26 protein-coding genes are annotated in these 17288 nt (G+C 58.7%); 1 reads left to right on the top strand and 25 read right to left on the bottom strand.

Going from position 1 to position 17288, the window contains the following annotated elements; translation table 11 throughout:
• Positions 1-56: 56 nt before the first annotated feature.
• Together VA602_RS25120 and VA602_RS25125 are read right to left on the bottom strand one after the other, a co-directional pair.
• On the bottom strand, positions 57-599 hold the full coding sequence (locus tag VA602_RS25120; protein WP_054893569.1) for a single-stranded DNA-binding protein: 543 nt from the start codon (positions 597-599) through the stop codon (positions 57-59).
• 9 nt (positions 600-608) lie between these two features.
• Complete coding sequence (locus VA602_RS25125) at positions 609-2003, bottom strand: MFS transporter (RefSeq protein WP_063542485.1); 1395 nt, start codon at positions 2001-2003, stop codon at positions 609-611.
• Positions 2004-2132: 129 nt separating this feature from the next.
• Here VA602_RS25125 and uvrA point away from each other — a divergent pair, with 129 nt between their 5' ends.
• The gene (gene uvrA / locus VA602_RS25130; RefSeq protein ID WP_054893567.1) at positions 2133-4967 is read left to right on the top strand and encodes an excinuclease ABC subunit UvrA; all 2835 of its coding nucleotides are present in this window, start codon (positions 2133-2135) and stop codon (positions 4965-4967) included.
• 66 nt (positions 4968-5033) lie between these two features.
• On the opposite strand, the gene bfr is transcribed toward uvrA, so the two are convergent.
• The 23 genes from bfr to rpsC all read right to left on the bottom strand — a co-directional run.
• Entirely contained in the window at positions 5034-5498 is a 465-nt protein-coding gene (gene bfr / locus VA602_RS25135; RefSeq protein ID WP_063542481.1) for a bacterioferritin, read from the bottom strand.
• Between the two features lie 165 nt (positions 5499-5663).
• Complete coding sequence (locus VA602_RS25140; protein ID WP_063542479.1) at positions 5664-7103, bottom strand: catalase; 1440 nt, start codon at positions 7101-7103, stop codon at positions 5664-5666.
• Between the two features lie 172 nt (positions 7104-7275).
• A complete protein-coding gene (rplQ, locus tag VA602_RS25145; RefSeq protein ID WP_003255451.1) occupies positions 7276-7662 on the bottom strand; it encodes a 50S ribosomal protein L17 in 387 nt (128 codons plus the stop codon).
• Positions 7663-7704: 42 nt separating this feature from the next.
• Entirely contained in the window at positions 7705-8706 is a 1002-nt protein-coding gene (locus VA602_RS25150) for a DNA-directed RNA polymerase subunit alpha (protein ID WP_003255452.1), read from the bottom strand.
• Positions 8707-8728: 22 nt separating this feature from the next.
• Positions 8729-9349 (bottom strand): 30S ribosomal protein S4, encoded by a 621-nt coding sequence (gene rpsD / locus VA602_RS25155; RefSeq protein ID WP_063542477.1) that lies wholly within the window; start codon positions 9347-9349, stop codon positions 8729-8731.
• 15 nt (positions 9350-9364) lie between these two features.
• Positions 9365-9754: a 30S ribosomal protein S11 gene (gene rpsK, locus VA602_RS25160; RefSeq protein ID WP_003255454.1), complete on the bottom strand. Its 390-nt coding sequence runs from the start codon at positions 9752-9754 to the stop codon at positions 9365-9367.
• Between the two features lie 18 nt (positions 9755-9772).
• Positions 9773-10129, bottom strand: a complete 357-nt coding sequence (rpsM, locus tag VA602_RS25165) for a 30S ribosomal protein S13 (RefSeq protein WP_003257112.1) — start codon at positions 10127-10129, stop codon at positions 9773-9775.
• A gap of 131 nt (positions 10130-10260) precedes the next feature.
• Complete coding sequence (gene rpmJ / locus VA602_RS25170) at positions 10261-10377, bottom strand: 50S ribosomal protein L36 (RefSeq protein ID WP_011531897.1); 117 nt, start codon at positions 10375-10377, stop codon at positions 10261-10263.
• 28 nt (positions 10378-10405) lie between these two features.
• A complete protein-coding gene (gene secY, locus VA602_RS25175) occupies positions 10406-11737 on the bottom strand; it encodes a preprotein translocase subunit SecY (protein ID WP_003255459.1) in 1332 nt (443 codons plus the stop codon).
• Entirely contained in the window at positions 11738-12172 is a 435-nt protein-coding gene (gene rplO, locus VA602_RS25180) for a 50S ribosomal protein L15 (protein ID WP_054893563.1), read from the bottom strand.
• A 3-nt stretch (positions 12173-12175) separates the two neighbouring features.
• Positions 12176-12352, bottom strand: a complete 177-nt coding sequence (gene rpmD / locus VA602_RS25185; RefSeq protein ID WP_029614570.1) for a 50S ribosomal protein L30 — start codon at positions 12350-12352, stop codon at positions 12176-12178.
• A 2-nt stretch (positions 12353-12354) separates the two neighbouring features.
• Positions 12355-12855, bottom strand: coding sequence for a 30S ribosomal protein S5 (gene rpsE, locus VA602_RS25190; RefSeq protein WP_003255465.1), 501 nt, complete (start codon positions 12853-12855; stop codon positions 12355-12357).
• Positions 12856-12858: 3 nt separating this feature from the next.
• Entirely contained in the window at positions 12859-13209 is a 351-nt protein-coding gene (rplR, locus tag VA602_RS25195) for a 50S ribosomal protein L18 (protein WP_023629183.1), read from the bottom strand.
• Between the two features lie 10 nt (positions 13210-13219).
• Entirely contained in the window at positions 13220-13753 is a 534-nt protein-coding gene (gene rplF, locus VA602_RS25200; protein WP_027594874.1) for a 50S ribosomal protein L6, read from the bottom strand.
• A 12-nt stretch (positions 13754-13765) separates the two neighbouring features.
• Complete coding sequence (gene rpsH / locus VA602_RS25205) at positions 13766-14158, bottom strand: 30S ribosomal protein S8 (protein ID WP_023382627.1); 393 nt, start codon at positions 14156-14158, stop codon at positions 13766-13768.
• Between the two features lie 209 nt (positions 14159-14367).
• Positions 14368-14673: a 30S ribosomal protein S14 gene (gene rpsN, locus VA602_RS25210; RefSeq protein ID WP_013970638.1), complete on the bottom strand. Its 306-nt coding sequence runs from the start codon at positions 14671-14673 to the stop codon at positions 14368-14370.
• Positions 14674-14686: 13 nt separating this feature from the next.
• The gene (rplE, locus tag VA602_RS25215) at positions 14687-15226 is read right to left on the bottom strand and encodes a 50S ribosomal protein L5 (protein WP_003255474.1); all 540 of its coding nucleotides are present in this window, start codon (positions 15224-15226) and stop codon (positions 14687-14689) included.
• Positions 15227-15246: 20 nt separating this feature from the next.
• Positions 15247-15561 (bottom strand): 50S ribosomal protein L24, encoded by a 315-nt coding sequence (gene rplX / locus VA602_RS25220; RefSeq protein WP_003255476.1) that lies wholly within the window; start codon positions 15559-15561, stop codon positions 15247-15249.
• An 11-nt stretch (positions 15562-15572) separates the two neighbouring features.
• Entirely contained in the window at positions 15573-15941 is a 369-nt protein-coding gene (gene rplN / locus VA602_RS25225; protein WP_011063774.1) for a 50S ribosomal protein L14, read from the bottom strand.
• A 23-nt stretch (positions 15942-15964) separates the two neighbouring features.
• Positions 15965-16231, bottom strand: coding sequence for a 30S ribosomal protein S17 (gene rpsQ, locus VA602_RS25230; RefSeq protein WP_023534981.1), 267 nt, complete (start codon positions 16229-16231; stop codon positions 15965-15967).
• A 2-nt stretch (positions 16232-16233) separates the two neighbouring features.
• The gene (rpmC, locus tag VA602_RS25235) at positions 16234-16425 is read right to left on the bottom strand and encodes a 50S ribosomal protein L29 (protein ID WP_002555481.1); all 192 of its coding nucleotides are present in this window, start codon (positions 16423-16425) and stop codon (positions 16234-16236) included.
• Positions 16425-16838 (bottom strand): 50S ribosomal protein L16, encoded by a 414-nt coding sequence (gene rplP, locus VA602_RS25240; protein WP_009397508.1) that lies wholly within the window; start codon positions 16836-16838, stop codon positions 16425-16427. Before rplP ends, rpmC begins: the two co-directional genes overlap by 1 nt.
• A gap of 12 nt (positions 16839-16850) precedes the next feature.
• Positions 16851-17288 (bottom strand): 30S ribosomal protein S3 (gene rpsC / locus VA602_RS25245; RefSeq protein ID WP_323454634.1); only part of this gene is annotated, 438 nt, incomplete at its 5' end.

The raw sequence follows: 17288 nt of genomic DNA on the forward strand, positions 1-17288 counted from the left end.
GCCTAGCACCTGGGGCTTTCGGAGAAAAACTTTACAGTTTAGGTCTCAGCTATATCCTAGAACGGAATATCGTCATCGAAGCTGTCGAAATCAGCGGCAGGCTGCGGAGCCTGCTGTTGCGGCGCTGGGCGCTGTTGCGCCTGCTGCGGACGCGGCGCCTGCTGGCGTGGCGCCTGGTTGTACTGTTGCTGCTGGCCACCGCCCTGGTTGTAGTTGCCGCCGCCCTGGTTGTACTGATCGCCACCCTGGCCCTGCGGACGACCGCCGAGCAGCTGCATGGTGCCCTGCATATCGACGATGATCTCGGTGGTGTAGCGCTTGATGCCGTCCTTTTCCCACTCGCGGGTCTGCAGCTTGCCCTCGATGTAGCACTGCGAACCCTTGCGCAGGTACTCGCCGGCGATCTCGGCAACCTTGCCGAACAGCGAGACACGGTGCCATTCGGTGCGCTCGACCTTCTGCCCCGACTGCTTGTCGGTCCACTGCTCGCTGGTGGCCAGGCTCAGGTTGGTCACGGCGTTACCGTTGGGCAGGTAGCGGACTTCGGGATCCTGGCCGCAAGTACCAACCAGAATGACTTTGTTAACCCCACGGGCCATAACGTTCTCCTAGGCTTCGCACGCCGCCGAGGCTGGATTCACCAGACGCTCGAGGGTCGCACGGTCCAAAATTTTCGTATCCAGTTTGATATAGATGGCGGCTTCTTCTGCCACCACCACGGCGTCGGTTACACCTGGCACAGCCATCAGGCGCTCGGTCAATCCGGCTTCCCGAACCGCCTCCGGTGTCAGCGGCATGCGCAGGCTGGTGACGTACGGCGGTTCATTCATGCCCAGGGCAGATACCAGCCAGATACCACACAGTACAGCACATCCCAGGAACACCATGCCCAGGCCACCGTGCTGGTACAACCAGCCACCGATGATTCCTCCCAGCGCGGCACCCAGGAACTGGCTCGTGGAGTAGACCCCCATGGCCGTTCCCTTGCCGCCGGCGGGCGACACCTTGCTGACCAGCGAAGGCAAGGATGCCTCCAGCAGGTTGAAGGCGGTAAAGAATATCACGGTGCCGGTCACCAGTCCTCGCAAGTCGTCAGCCCAGCGCCAGAAGAACACCTCGATCAGCAGCAGCACAGTGACCGCACCAACCAACACGCGTTTCATCTTGCGCTTCTTTTCGCCGTAGATGATGAACGGCACCATTGCAAAAAATGAGACGAGCAAGGCGGTCAGGTATACCCACCAGTGCTCTTCCTTGGGCAGGCCGCCACGCTCGACGAAGGCCAGCGGCAGGGCCACGAAGCTGGCCATGAGGATCGCATGGAGGATGAAAATGCTCAGGTCCAGACGCAGAAGGTCCGGATTACGCAGGGTCGGGCCGAGCGCCTGGCGTGCGACACCCGATTCGCGGTGTTGCAGTGCGCTATGCGCGCTGGGCACGACGAAGGCGATCAGGGCGATACCGACGACGGCAAGTCCTGCGGTAGCGAGGAACAATCCCGACAAGCCAAAGGCACTTGTCAGCAGCGGCCCTATCACCATCGCCACCGCGAACGACAGGCCGATGCTCATGCCGATCATGGCCATGGCCTTGGTGCGATGCTGTTCGCGGGTGAGGTCGGAGAGCAAGGCCATGACCGCTGCGGAAATCGCCCCCGCGCCCTGCAGGATGCGTCCGGCGATCACGCCCCAGATCGAATCGGCCTGGGCCGCCAGCAAGCTGCCAAGGGCGAAGATCACCAGGCCCAGGTAGATTACCGGACGACGCCCGATGCGGTCGGAAATCACCCCGAACGGGATCTGTAGCACGGCTTGCGTCAGGCCGTAGGCGCCAATGGCCAGGCCGATCAGCGCGGGCGTGGCACCGGCGAGGTCCATGCCATAGGTGGCCAACACGGGCAGGACCATGAACATGCCCAGCATACGAAAGGCAAAGACCAGGGCAAGGCCGCCTGCGGCGCGGGTTTCGCTGCCACTCATGCGCTCGTTGTGGGTGTCGTGCATGGATAAACCTCGTGTGAACCGGCGGCGATTCTATCAGTCCGACGGCTAGACGGCATATACGCGACGCTTTGCCGCGTAGTGGCAGCGCGCCGTATACTTCTTTGTTTATGCCCGCCAAGCGAGGCCGTAGTGGACAAGATCCTGATCCGTGGGGCACGTACCCACAACCTGAAGAACATCGACCTGACCCTGCCCCGGGACAAACTGATCGTGATCACCGGTCTGTCCGGTTCCGGCAAGTCGTCACTGGCCTTCGACACACTCTACGCCGAAGGTCAGCGTCGCTACGTGGAGTCGCTGTCGGCCTATGCCCGGCAGTTCCTGTCGATGATGGAAAAGCCCGATGTCGACACCATCGAAGGCCTGTCACCGGCAATCTCCATCGAGCAGAAGTCGACCTCGCACAACCCGCGTTCGACCGTCGGCACCATCACCGAAATCTACGACTACCTGCGCCTGCTCTATGCCCGCGTCGGTACGCCACGCTGCCCGGACCACGACATTCCGCTGGAAGCGCAAACGATCAGCCAGATGGTCGACCTGGTGCTCGAGCAACCCGAAGGCAGCAAGCTGATGTTGCTGGCGCCGGTAGTACGCGAGCGCAAGGGTGAGCACCTCGCGGTGTTCGATGAACTGCGCGCCCAAGGCTTCGTTCGTGCGCGGGTCAACGGCAAGCTGTACGAACTCGACGAGTTGCCCAAGCTCGACAAGCAGAAGAAGCACAGCATCGATGTGGTGGTCGACCGCTTCAAGGTGCGCAACGACCTGCAGCAGCGCCTGGCCGAGTCCTTCGAGACCGCGCTGAAGCTGGCCGACGGTATCGCCCTGGTGGCGCAGATGGATGACGAAAGCGCCGAGGACATGATCTTCTCCGCGCGCTTCGCCTGCCCGGTCTGCGGCCATGCGATCAGCGAGCTCGAACCCAAGCTGTTCTCCTTCAACAACCCGGCTGGCGCCTGTCCGACCTGCGATGGCCTGGGCGTGAAGCAGTTCTTCGACACCAAGCGTCTGGTCAACCACGAGCTGACCCTGGCCGAAGGCGCGATCCGCGGCTGGGACCGGCGCAACGTCTACTACTTCCAGATGCTCGGCTCGCTGGCGGCGCATTACGGCTTCAGCCTCGACGAGCCGTTCGGCCAGCTCTCGGCCGATCACCAGAAGGTGATCCTGCAGGGCAGCGGCAAGCAAAGCGTCGACTTCAAGTACCTCAACGACCGCGGCGACATCGTCAAGCGCTCGCACCCGTTCGAAGGCATCGTGCCGAACCTGGAACGCCGCTACCGCGAGACCGAATCGGCGACCGTGCGCGAGGAGCTGGCCAAGTTCCTTGGCACCCAGCCGTGCCCGGACTGCCGCGGCACCCGCCTGCGTCGCGAAGCGCGCCATGTATGGGTGGGCGAAAAAACCCTGCCGGCAGTCACCAACCTGCCGATCGGCGATGCCAGCGAGTACTTCGCCGCCCTGACGCTCAGCGGTCGACGCGGAGAGATTGCAGCGAAGATCCTCAAGGAGATCTGCGAGCGCCTGCAGTTCCTGGTCAACGTCGGCCTGGACTACCTCACCCTCGACCGCAGCGCCGAAACCCTTTCGGGTGGCGAGGCCCAGCGAATCCGCCTGGCCAGCCAGATTGGCGCCGGCCTGGTGGGGGTGATGTACATCCTCGACGAGCCGTCGATCGGCCTGCACCAGCGTGACAACGACCGTCTGCTCGCCACGCTCAACCACCTGCGCGACCTGGGCAATACGGTGATCGTGGTGGAGCACGACGAGGACGCCATTCGCCTGGCCGACTATGTCGTCGACATCGGCCCGGGCGCCGGGGTGCATGGCGGGCAGATCGTCGCCGAAGGCTCACCACAGGAAGTCATGGCGCACCCCGACTCGGTGACTGGCATGTACCTGTCCGGTCGCAAGAAGATCGCCGTGCCGGCCAAACGCACGCCACGCAACAAGAAGCTGTCGCTCAAGCTCAAGGGGGCACGCGGCAATAACCTGCAGAACGTCGACCTGGAAGTGCCGATCGGCCTGCTGACCTGCGTCACCGGTGTGTCCGGCTCGGGCAAGTCGACGCTGATCAACAACACCCTGTTCCCTCTCGCAGCCACTGCGCTCAATGGTGCCAGCAGCCTGGAAGCGGCAGCGCACACCAGCATGGATGGCCTGCAGCACCTGGACAAGGTGGTCGATATCGACCAGAGCCCGATCGGCCGCACACCGCGCTCGAACCCGGCCACCTATACCGGCATTTTCACGCCGATCCGCGAACTTTTCGCTGGCGTGCCGGAGTCGCGTTCTCGGGGTTATGGCCCTGGGCGCTTCTCGTTCAACGTCAAGGGCGGGCGCTGCGAAGCGTGCCAGGGCGATGGCCTGATCAAGGTGGAAATGCACTTCCTGCCGGATATCTACGTGCCGTGTGATGTGTGCAAGAGCAAGCGCTATAACCGCGAGACGCTGGAGATCAAGTACAAGGGCAAGAATATCCACGAGGTTCTGGAAATGACCATCGAGGACGCACGCGAGTTCTTCGACGCGGTCCCGGCGTTGGCGCGCAAGCTGCAGACACTGATGGACGTGGGCCTTTCGTACATCAAGCTAGGACAGTCGGCTACGACGCTTTCAGGCGGTGAGGCGCAGCGGGTGAAGCTGTCGCGCGAGTTGTCCAAGCGCGACACCGGCAAGACCCTCTACATCCTCGACGAGCCGACCACCGGCCTGCACTTCGCCGACATCCAGCAGTTGCTGGACGTGCTGCATCGCCTGCGCGACCACGGCAACACCGTGGTGGTGATCGAGCACAACCTGGACGTGATCAAGACCGCCGACTGGCTGGTGGACCTGGGGCCGGAAGGTGGCTCCAAGGGCGGCCAGATCATTGCCAGCGGCACGCCCGAGGAACTGGCCAAGATGAAGCAGTCGTATACCGGGCATTACCTCAAGCCCCTGCTGGAACGCGACCGGGCCTGACGAAAAAAGCCCCTGGCATGCAAATGCCAGGGGCTTTTCTCTCTATGCGTGCCCACTGCAGGGACGTTACATCTGCGATTGCAGGTAATTCTGCAGCCCGATGGACTTGATCAGGCCCTGCTGCTTCTCCAGCCAGTAGGTGTGATCTTCCTCGGTGTCGGCCAGTTGCGCGCGCAGGATATCCCGGCTGATGTAATCCTTGTGCAACTCGCACAACTCGATGCCTTTGCACAATGCGGCACGGACCTTGTACTCCAGGCGCAGGTCGGCAGCGATCATGTCAGGCACGGTGGTGCCCACGTCGAGGTCATCCGGGCGCATGCGCGGGGTACCTTCGAGCATGAGAATGCGGCGAATCAGGGCATCGGCGTGCTGCGCCTCTTCTTCCATCTCGTGGTTGATGCGTTCGTAGAGCTTGGCCAAGCCCCAGTCTTCGTACATGCGCGAGTGAATGAAGTATTGGTCACGTGCCGCCAGTTCGCCCGTCAGCAACGTGTTGAGGTAATCGATTACGTCCGGGTGACCTTGCATCGCCCTGATTCTCCCTGAGTGAAAGCTTGATAGGGAGATAGTGTGAACCATGATTTCTTCAAGGTCACTGAAAAATGCGCAATTTGTGCGAAAAAAGCGGGCAAACCGTAGTGATTTTCATTGAAAAACCGCCCAAATGAGGGCGGTTCTCCTTATCACTTCGACTTAGGCCAGCTTGATGCCCAAGGCGTTCGCAATCCCCTCGCCGTAAGCAGGATCTGCCTTGAAGAAGTGTTGCAACTGACGCTGCACCACATCTTCGCTGACGCCTTGCAGGGTGCCGGCAATGTTGTTTATCAACAGGGCTTGCTGCTCGGCGTTCATCAAGCGGAACAGCGCACCTGCATGGCTGTAGTAGTCATTGTCCTCACGGTGGTCGTAACGATCCGCCGCACCATTGAGGGCCAACGCAGGCTCGGCATGACGAGGCGACTGCTTGGGCGCATCGGCGTAGCTGTTCGGCTCGTAGTTCGGAGCGCTGCCGTAGCTGCCCATGGTCATCGCCCCATCGCGCTGATAGCTGTGCACCGGGCTACGTGGCGCATTCACCGGCAAATGCTGGTGATTGGTACCAATGCGGTAGCGGTGGGCATCAGCGTAGGCGAATACGCGGCCCTGCAGCATGCGATCTGGAGACAGGCCAACACCTGGCACCATGTTGCTCGGCCCGAACGCGGCCTGCTCGACTTCAGCGAAGTAGTTGAGCGGGTTGCGATTGAGTTCCAGCACACCTACCTCGATCAGTGGGTAGTCCTTCTGCGACCAGGTCTTGGTGACGTCAAAGGGGTTCTCGGCGCGATTGGCCGCTTCTTCTTCGCTCATCACCTGGATGCAGACGGTCCAGCGCGGGTAGTCGCCGCGATCGATCGCTTCGAACAGGTCACGTTGGGCGTAGTCTGGATCGGTACCCGCGATACGTGCCGCATCGGCCGGGGCCAGGTTCTTGATACCTTGCTGGGTCTTGAAGTGCCACTTGACCCAGGTGCGCCGGCCATCGGCGCTCAGCAGGCTATAGGTATGGCTGCCGAAACCGTGCATGTGGCGGTAGCCGTCCGGAATACCCCGATCAGAGAACAGGATGGTGACCTGGTGCAGCGCCTCGGGCGAATGTGACCAGAAGTCCCACATCATCTGGGCGTTCTTCAGGTTGGTCTGTGGGTGACGCTTCTGGGTGTGGATAAAGTCCGGGAATTTCAGCGGATCGCGAATGAAGAACACGGGGGTGTTGTTGCCGACGATGTCCCAGTTACCTTCTTCGGTGTAGAACTTGACGGCAAAACCACGTGGGTCGCGCTCGGTGTCGGCCGAACCACGTTCCCCTCCGACAGTGGAGAAACGCAGGAAGGTTTCGGTCTGCTTACCAATGCTCTCGAACAGACGAGCGCTGGTGTATTGCGTGATGTCTCGAGTAACGGTGAAAGTGCCGTAAGCGCCCGAGCCCTTGGCGTGTACGCGACGTTCAGGGATGTTCTCGCGATTGAAGTGGGCCAGCTTCTCGATCAGATGGAAGTCGTCGAGCAGCAGCGGGCCGCGTGGGCCTGCCGAACGGGAATTCTGGTTATCGGCTACAGGTGCACCGCTGGCGGTAGTAAGAATCTTGCTCATGGGCTCTCCTTATCGGTCTCGAAATGCCGGCTAATCGGCCTGAGAGCAAGTATGGGTGCGCAACATGACAAGATCTAATTTATAGATATGCTTATATCGATAGTTTTTTACAATTTATTAAGACACAAAAAACCGGGCACTAGGCCCGGTTTCTTGTAGCAGACAGAACGTCTTACTCGGCAGCTTCTACAGCACCACCGACTGGACGATCAACCAGCTCGACGTACGCCATAGGCGCGTTGTCGCCAGCGCGGAAACCGCACTTCAGGATGCGCAGGTAGCCGCCCTGACGGGTGGCGTAACGCTTGCCCAGGTCGTTGAACAGCTTGCCAACAGCGGATTTCGAACGGGTACGGTCGAAAGCCAGACGACGGTTGGCGACGCTATCTTCCTTGGCCAGGGTGATCAGCGGCTCGGCAACGCGGCGCAGTTCCTTGGCTTTCGGCAGGGTGGTTTTGATCAGCTCGTGCTCGATCAGCGACACTGCCATGTTCTGGAACATAGCCTTGCGGTGAGAGCTGGTACGGCTCAGGTGACGTCCACTTTTACGATGACGCATGATTCATTCCTTACCAAACACTACGTTCGGTGATTACGACGATCAGGCAGTCGCCTTGTCGTCTTTCTTAAGACTTGCAGGCGGCCAGTTGTCGAGGCGCATGCCGAGAGACAGACCACGGGAGGCCAGGACGTCCTTGATTTCGGTCAGGGACTTCTTGCCCAGGTTAGGAGTCTTCAACAGCTCTACTTCGGTACGCTGAATCAGGTCGCCGATGTAGTAGATGTTCTCCGCCTTGAGGCAGTTGGCCGAACGTACAGTCAGTTCCAGGTCGTCAACCGGGCGCAGCAGGATCGGATCGATCTCGTCTTCCTGCTCGACCACGACCGGCTCGCTGTCACCTTTGAGGTCGACGAACGCGGCCAGCTGCTGTTGCAGGATGGTCGCGGCCCGACGGATGGCCTCTTCAGGGTCCAGGGTGCCGTTGGTTTCCAGATCGATGACCAGCTTGTCCAGGTTGGTACGCTGTTCAACACGGGCGTTCTCGACCACGTAGGCGATACGACGCACCGGGCTGAACGAAGCGTCCAGCTGAAGACGGCCAATGCTGCGGCTTTCATCTTCGTCAGTCTGACGGGAATCGGCCGGCTCGTAACCGCGACCACGAGCTACGGTGAGCTTCATGTTCAGGGCGCCGTTGGACGCCAGGTTCGCGATTACGTGATCGGGATTGACGATCTCGACATCGTGATCCAGCTGAATATCGGCAGCGGTAACCACCCCCGAACCCTTTTTCGACAAGGTCAGCGTAACTTCGTCACGACCGTGCAGCTTGATCGCCAGGCCTTTGAGGTTCAACAGGATTTCAATGACGTCTTCCTGTACACCTTCGATCGCGGAGTACTCATGGAGTACGCCATCGATCTCGGCCTCGACTACTGCACAGCCAGGCATGGAGGACAACAGGATGCGACGCAGCGCGTTGCCCAGGGTATGGCCGAAACCACGCTCGAGAGGCTCGAGCGTGATCTTGGCGCGGGTTGGACTGACTACCTGCACGTCGATGTGACGGGGAGTCAGGAACTCATTTACCGAAATCTGCATGGATGCACCTATTTTCTAGCCCTTACTTGGAGTAGAGCTCGACAATCAGGTTTTCGTTGATGTCGGCGGACAGATCGCTGCGAGCAGGAACGTTCTTGAAAACGCCCGACTTTTTAGCAGAATCAACGTCTACCCACTCAACGCGGCCACGCTGGGCGCACAGTTCAAGGGCTTGAACAATGCGCAGCTGGTTCAGCGACTTCTCACGAACCGCGACCACGTCACCCGGACGAACTTGGTAGGATGGAATGTTTACGGTCTTGCCGTTAACGCTGATCGCTTTGTGCGAAACCAGCTGACGGGATTCGGAACGAGTCGAACCGAAGCCCATACGGTAAACGACGTTGTCCAGGCGGCATTCCAGCAGTTGCAGCAGGTTCTCACCAGTAGCGCCTTTTTTCGAGGCTGCGACTTGGTAGTAACCGCGGAACTGGCGCTCCAGGACACCGTAGATACGGCGGACTTTTTGTTTCTCGCGCAGCTGGGTACCGTAGTCGGACTGACGGCCACGGCGCTGGCCGTGTACACCTGGGGCTGCTTCGATGTTGCACTTCGATTCCAGAGCGCGAACACCGCTCTTCAGGAACAGGTCAGTGCCTTCACGGCGAGACAGTTTGCATTTTGGACCAATGTAACGTGCCATTTATCTGTCTCCTGATTACACGCGACGCTTCTTCGGCGGACGGCACCCGTTATGCGGGATTGGCGTCACGTCGGTGATGCTGGCGATCTTGTAGCCGCAGCTGTTCAGTGCACGAACGGCGGACTCACGACCTGGACCTGGACCCTTGACGTTCACGTCGAGGTTCTTCAGACCGTATTCCAGCGCAGCTTGACCAGCGCGCTCAGCAGCGATCTGAGCTGCGAACGGGGTGGATTTGCGCGAACCACGGAAACCCGAACCACCGGAAGTCGCCCAGGACAAAGCGTTGCCCTGACGGTCGGTGATGGTCACGATGGTGTTGTTGAAAGACGCATGGATGTGGGCGATGCCATCAACCACTGTCTTTTTGACTTTTTTACGAGGACGAGCAGCAGGTTTTGCCATGTCTATATTCCTGGGCGATTACTTGCGGATCGGCTTACGCGGGCCCTTACGGGTGCGTGCGTTGGTCTTGGTGCGCTGACCGCGAACCGGCAGACCTTTACGATGACGAAGGCCGCGGTAGCAACCCAGGTCCATCAAGCGCTTGATCTTCATGTTGATGTCACGGCGCAGGTCACCTTCGGTGGTGAACTTCGCGACTTCGCCACGCAGGGTTTCGATTTGCTCGTCGCTCAGATCCTTGATCTTAGCGGCTGGATTTACACCAGCGTCTGCACAGATTTTCTGTGCAGTTGTGCGACCGACACCATAGATGTAGGTCAGCGAGATAACAGCATGCTTGTTATCTGGAATGTTGACGCCTGCAATACGGGCCATTCAGTGGGACTCCAATTGACAGCTACCTACGCCCCGGAAGCCAAGAAATAGGGCGCGAGATAATATCGCTGTAGAAACGAATAATCAACCCAGCAGCACACTAGCTGCTGGGTTTGAAGCGCAGATCACACTCAGCCTTGGCGCTGCTTGTGACGCGGTTCCGCGCTGCAGATCACGCGCACGATACCTTCGCGACGAATGATCTTGCAGTTGCGGCACAGCTTTTTCACCGATGCACGAACTTTCATTACCGACTCCTCGAACCTTAGGGGTCTATCAGCGCAGCAGACCGCTGCCACCGTAGCCTTTCAGGTTGGCTTTCTTCATCAGGGATTCGTACTGGTGCGAAACGAGGTGCGATTGTACTTGGGACATGAAGTCCATCACAACCACTACCACAATCAGCAACGAGGTCCCGCCAAGGTAGAACGGCACGTTTGCTGCCACCACCAGGAACTGGGGCAGAAGGCAGACGGCCATCATGTAAAGAGCACCGAACATGGTCAAACGGGTCAGAACGCCATCAATGTAGCGCGCCGACTGCTCACCAGGACGGATACCCGGAATAAAGGCACCGGACTTCTTCAGGTTTTCCGCTACGTCTTTCGGGTTGAACATCAACGCTGTGTAGAAGAAGCAGAAGAAGATGATCCCTGCACTAAACAGCAGAATGTTCAACGGCTGACCAGGAGCGATCGACTGCGAGATGTCCTGCAGCCAGCCCATACCCTCGGACTGACCGAACCAGGCACCCAGCGAAGCCGGGAACAGCAAGATGCTGCTCGCGAAAATGGCAGGAATGACGCCCGCCATGTTCACTTTCAGCGGCAAGTGGCTGGTCTGCGCAGCGAAGACCTTGCGGCCCTGCTGACGCTTGGCGTAGTGAACGGCGATACGACGCTGACCACGCTCAATGAACACCACGAAACCGATAATCGCTACTGCAAGCAAACCGATAGCGACCAGGGCGAAGATGTTGATATCGCCTGTGCGCGCAGACTCGAAAGACTGCCCGATTGCTCTCGGAAGACCGGCAACGATACCTGCGAAGATCAACATCGAGATACCGTTGCCCACACCGCGCTCGGTGATCTGCTCGCCGAGCCACATCATGAACATTGCGCCAGCCACGAAGGTGGAGACGGCAACGACATGGAAGCCCAGGCCAGCAGAAAACGCCACGCCCTGGTTGGCCAGGCCAATGGACATGCCAATGGCTTGAACCAGCGCCAGGATAACGGTGCCGTAGCGGGTGTACTGGCTGATCTTGCGACGGCCAGCTTCACCTTCCTTCTTCAACTGCTCCAGCTGAGGGCTGACTGCGGTCATGAGCTGCATGATGATCGATGCCGAGATGTACGGCATGATCCCCAGTGCAAAGATGCTCATGCGCTCCAGCGCACCACCGGAAAACATGTTGAACAAGCTAAGAATGGTCCCCTCATTCTGTCGAAACAGATCCGCCAGACGGTCTGGATTGATGCCAGGCACCGGGATATGTGCGCCGATCCGATAGACGATGATCGCCATGAACAGAAAGCGCAGACGAGCCCAGAGTTCCGACATCCCGCCCTTACCGAGCGAAGAGAGAGCACCTTGCTTAGCCATTTATTCCTCGAACTTGCCGCCAGCTGCTTCGATAGCCGCACGCGCACCTTTGGTGACGGCGATGCCCTTGATAGTGACTGCGCGAGTGACTTCGCCGGACAGCATGATTTTCACACGCTGTACATGCTGGCCAATCACGTTGGCGTCTTTCAGGGACTGTACGGAGATCACGTCGCCTTCCACCTTGGCCAGCTCGGACAGACGCACTTCGGCGCGATCCATGGCTTTCAGGGAAACGAAGCCGAACTTCGGCAGACGACGGTGCAGCGGCTGTTGACCGCCTTCGAAGCCCGGAGCGATGGTGCCACCGGAACGGGAGGTCTGACCTTTGTGACCACGGCCACCAGTCTTGCCCAAACCGCTACCGATACCACGACCCGGACGATGCTTCTCGCGACGGGAACCCGGCGCTGGACTCAGATCATTGAGTTTCATCGATTAACCCTCGACGCGCAGCATGTAGTAAGCCTTGTTGATCATCCCGCGATTCTCGGGAGTATCCTGGACTTCTACAGTGTGACCGATGCGACGCAGACCCAGGCCTTTAACGCACAGGATGTGGTTAGGCAGGCGGCCGGCGGTGCTCTTGATCAGCGTTACTTTTACGGTTGCCATGATCAGAAGATCTCCTCAACGCTCTTGCCGCGCTTGGCAGCAATGGATTCAGGAGATTGCATGGCTTTCAGACCCTTGAAGGTGGCGTAAACCACGTTCACTGGGTTGGTCGAACCGTAGCACTTGGCCAGAACGTTCTGGACACCAGCAACTTCCAGGACAGCACGCATTGCGCCGCCGGCGATGATACCGGTACCTTCCGAAGCAGGCTGCATGTAAACCTTCGAGGCGCCGTGGGCAGCCTTGGTGGCGTACTGCAGGGTGGTGCCCTTCAGGTCAACCTGGATCATATTGCGACGGGCAGCTTCCATGGCTTTCTGGATCGCGGCAGGTACTTCGCGCGATTTGCCACGGCCGAAGCCGACGCGACCTTTGCCATCACCTACCACGGTCAGCGCGGTGAAGGTGAAGATACGGCCGCCTTTAACGGTTTTAGCAACGCGGTTAACTTGAACCAGCTTCTCGATGTAGCCTTCGTCGCGCTTTTGATCGTTATTTGCCATAACTTAGAACTCCAGTCCGCCTTCACGAGCAGCATCGGCCAGCGCCTTGACGCGACCATGGTACTTGAAGCCGGAACGGTCAAAGGCAACTTGAGATACACCGGCGGCTTTCGCACGCTCAGCTACCAGCTTGCCAACCTTAGTGGCCGCGTCGATGTTGCCGGTGGCGCCATCACGCAGTTCTTTGTCCAAGGTCGAGGCGCTTGCCAGAACCTTGCTGCCGTCGGCCGAAATGACCTGGGCATAGATGTGCTGCGAGGAGCGGAACACGCACAGACGCACGGCTTCGAGCTCGTGCATTTTCAGGCGTGCTTTGCGAGCGCGACGCAGTCGAATAACTTTTTTGTCGGTCATTTGCTAGGCCCTACTTCTTCTTGGCTTCTTTACGACGGACTACTTCGTCCGCGTAACGCACACCCTTGCCTTTGTAAGGCTCTGGCGGACGGAAGTCGCGGATTTCAGCGGCCACCTGACCCACCAGCTGCTTGTCGATACCCTTGATCAGGATGTCGGTCTGGCTTGGGGTTTCAGCGGTGATACCGGCTGGCAGTTCGTAGTCCACTGGATGCGAGAAGCCCAGAGCCAGGTTCAGGATGGTGCCCTTGGCCTGTGCCTTGTAACCAACACCGACCAGCTGGAGCTTGCGCTCGAAGCCTTGGCTTACGCCCTGGACCATGTTGTTCACCAGAGCACGGGTGGTACCGGCCATGGCACGAGCTTGCTGGTCACCGTTGCGAGCGACGAAGCGCAGCTCGCCGGACTCTTCGGTAACTTCAACAGACGAGTGAACGTTCAGTTCGAGAGTGCCCTTGGCACCCTTCACCGAAAGCTGCTGACCGGCGAATTTGACTTCGACACCGGATGGCAGCTTAACGGGGTTCTTAGCGACGCGAGACATGCCTATCTCCCCTTAGAACACTGTGCACAGAACTTCGCCACCGACACCGGCAGCGCGCGCAGCGCGATCAGTCATCACACCTTTGTTGGTGGAGACGATAGACACGCCCAGACCGCCACGTACTTTCGGCAGGTCAGAGACGGACTTGTACTGGCGCAGGCCTGGACGGCTGGAGCGCTTCAGTTCCTCGATGACCGGACGGCCTTCGAAGTACTTCAGTTCGATCGACAGGGAAGGCTTGGCTTCGCCACTGACCTGGTAGCCAGCGATGTAACCTTCGTCCTTCAGAACTTTGGCAACCGCGACCTTCAGAGTGGAGGAAGGCATGCTTACGACGGACTTTTCAGCCATCTGGGCATTACGGATGCGAGTTAGCATGTCCGCTAACGGGTCCTGCATACTCATGGGCTAGATGCTCCTGATACAAGAATTATTAGCCTTGCGGCTATCACAACCACCTGACCGCCCCGGGCAAAAAACCCAGGCTCAGGTGAGCCGGTCATTCTAGACACAAGACAGAAACGAAACAAGCCCCACGAGGGGGCTTGTTTGTTGGCGATGTCACCGGCGGTCGGAAGATTGCTCCCCCTACGCCGGGATCACACCTGCAGCGATTACCAGGAGGCCTTGACCAGACCTGGTACGTCACCGCGCATTGCAGCTTGACGCAGCATGTTACGGCCCAGGCCGAACTTACGGTAAACACCGTGAGGACGACCGGTCAGGCGGCAACGGTTGCGCAGACGCGAAGCGCTGGCATCACGAGGCTGCTTCTGCAGAGCGACAACGGCAGCGAAACGCTCTTCTGGAGAGGCGTTCAGGTTGACGATGGTCGCTTTCAGCTCGGCACGCTTTTTGGCGTACTTGGCTACCGTGAGCTGACGCTTCAGCTCGCGGTTTTTCATGCTCTTCTTGGCCATTTTCCTACTCCAATCAGTTGCGGAACGGGAACTTGAATGCACGCAGCAGAGCGCGGCCTTCGTCGTCCGAACGAGCAGTGGTGGTCAGGGTGATGTCCAAACCGCGCAGAGCATCGATCTTGTCGTAGTCGATTTCCGGGAAGATGATCTGCTCTTTCACGCCCATGCTGTAGTTGCCACGACCATCGAAGGACTTGGCATTCAGGCCGCGGAAGTCGCGAACCCGAGGCAGGGAGATCGCCAGCAGGCGGTCCAGGAATTCGTACATCTTGTCGCTACGCAGGGTCACCTTGACGCCGATCGGCCAGCCTTCACGGACTTTGAAGCCCGCGATGGATTTACGAGCGAAAGTCACGACCGGCTTTTGACCGGTGATCTTTTCCAGGTCGGCAACTGCGTGCTCGATGACTTTCTTGTCGCCGATCGCTTCGCCCAGACCCATGTTCAGGGTGATCTTGGTAACGCGCGGAACTTCCATCACGTTCGACAGCTTAAGTTCTTCCTTAAGCTTGGGAGCGATTTCGTTCCGGTAAATCTCTTTCAGTCGTGCCATGGTCTTCTACCTAGCAGTGTTCAAGCATCAACCGCTTTTTGGGTCGACTTGAAGACACGAATTTTCTTACCGTCTTCTACTTTGAAACCAACGCGGTCAGCCTTGTTGGTTTCGCCATTGAAGATGGCAACGTTGGAAGCGTGCAGAGGCGCTTCTTTCTCGACGATACCGCCCTGAACGCCTGCCATCGGGTTCGGCTTGGTATGACGCTTGACCAGGTTGACACCACCGATGACCAGACGGTCATCAGCGAGAACCTTCAGCACCTTACCGCGCTTACCCTTGTCTTTGCCGGCGATCACGATGATCTCGTCGTCACGACGAATCTTTTGCATGTCGGATCTCCTTACAGCACTTCAGGGGCGAGCGAGACGATCTTCATGAACTTCTCGTTACGAAGTTCACGGGTCACTGGCCCGAAGATGCGGGTACCGATCGGCTCTTGCTTGTTGTTCAGCAGAACAGCAGCGTTGCCGTCGAAACGAATGATGGAACCGTCAGCGCGACGTACACCGTGACGGGTACGAACGACAACAGCAGTCATCACCTGGCCTTTCTTGACCTTACCGCGAGGAATCGCTTCCTTGACGGTAACTTTGATGATGTCACCGATGCCGGCGTAACGGCGGTGCGAACCGCCGAGCACCTTGATGCACATGACGCGACGAGCGCCGCTGTTATCGGCCACATCGAGCATGGATTGAGTCTGAATCATAAAATTTCTCCGACCCCTAGCCCTTAGACTTCAACAGCGCGTTCGAGGACTTCAACCAGTGCCCAGGACTTGGTCTTGGCCAGCGGACGAGTTTCGGTAATCGAAACCTTGTCGCCGATCTTGCACTGGTTGGTTTCGTCGTGCGCGTGCAGCTTAGTCGAACGCTTAACGTATTTACCGTAGATCGGGTGCTTAACGCGACGCTCGATCAGAACGGTGATGGTCTTGTCCATTTTGTCGCTGACGACACGGCCAGTCAGCGTACGGACGGTTTTTTCAGCTTCAGCCATGATCACTTACCTGCCTGCTGGTTGAGCACAGTTTTCACGCGAGCGATGTCACGCTTAACTTGCGAGAGCAGGTGCGACTGCCCCAACTGGCCAGTTGCTTTCTGCATACGCAGATTGAACTGGTCGCGCAGCAAGCCGAGCAGTTGCTCATTCAGTTGCTGTGCCGATTTTTCACGAAGTTCATTCGCTTTCATCACATCACCGTCCGCTTAACAAAGGAGGTGGCGAGAGGCAGCTTTGCAGCAGCCAGGGCGAAAGCTTCGCGCGCCAGCTCTTCAGAAACACCCTCGATCTCGTACAGGACTTTGCCTGGCTGGATCTGGGCAACCCAGTACTCCACGGAACCCTTACCTTTACCCATACGAACCTCGAGAGGCTTCTTGGTAACCGGCTTGTCCGGGAATACACGGATCCAGATCTTGCCGCCACGTTTTACGTGACGGGTCAGCGCACGACGCGCCGACTCGATCTGGCGGGCGGTGAGACGACCGCGAGCGACAGCTTTCAGAGCGAACTCGCCGAAGCTGACCTTGCTACCGCGCAGTGCCAGACCACGGTTGTGGCCGGTCATCTGCTTGCGGAATTTTGTACGCTTTGGTTGCAACATTTGGCGTACCCCTTACTTAGCAGCTTTTTTACGAGGCGCTGGTGCTTGCGGCTTCAGCTCTTCCTGGCGACCACCAATTACTTCGCCTTTGAAGATCCAAACCTTCACACCGATCACACCATAGGTGGTGTGAGCTTCGTAGGTGTTGTAGTCGATATCGGCACGCAGGGTGTGCAGAGGCACACGACCTTCGCGATACCACTCAGTACGGGCGATCTCGGCACCGCCGAGACGACCGCTCACCTGGATCTTGATGCCTTTGGCACCAATACGCATGGCGTTTTGTACAGCGCGCTTCATGGCGCGACGGAACATAACGCGGCGCTCCAGCTGCTGGGCAACGCTTTGCGCAACCAGCATGGCGTCGAGTTCCGGCTTGCGGATCTCTTCGATGTTGATGTGCACAGGCACACCCATCTGCTTGGTCAGGTCCTGACGCAGCTTCTCTAC

The organism is Pseudomonas machongensis (assembly GCF_034961125.1).
GTDB classification, from domain to species: domain Bacteria; phylum Pseudomonadota; class Gammaproteobacteria; order Pseudomonadales; family Pseudomonadaceae; genus Aquipseudomonas; species Aquipseudomonas machongensis.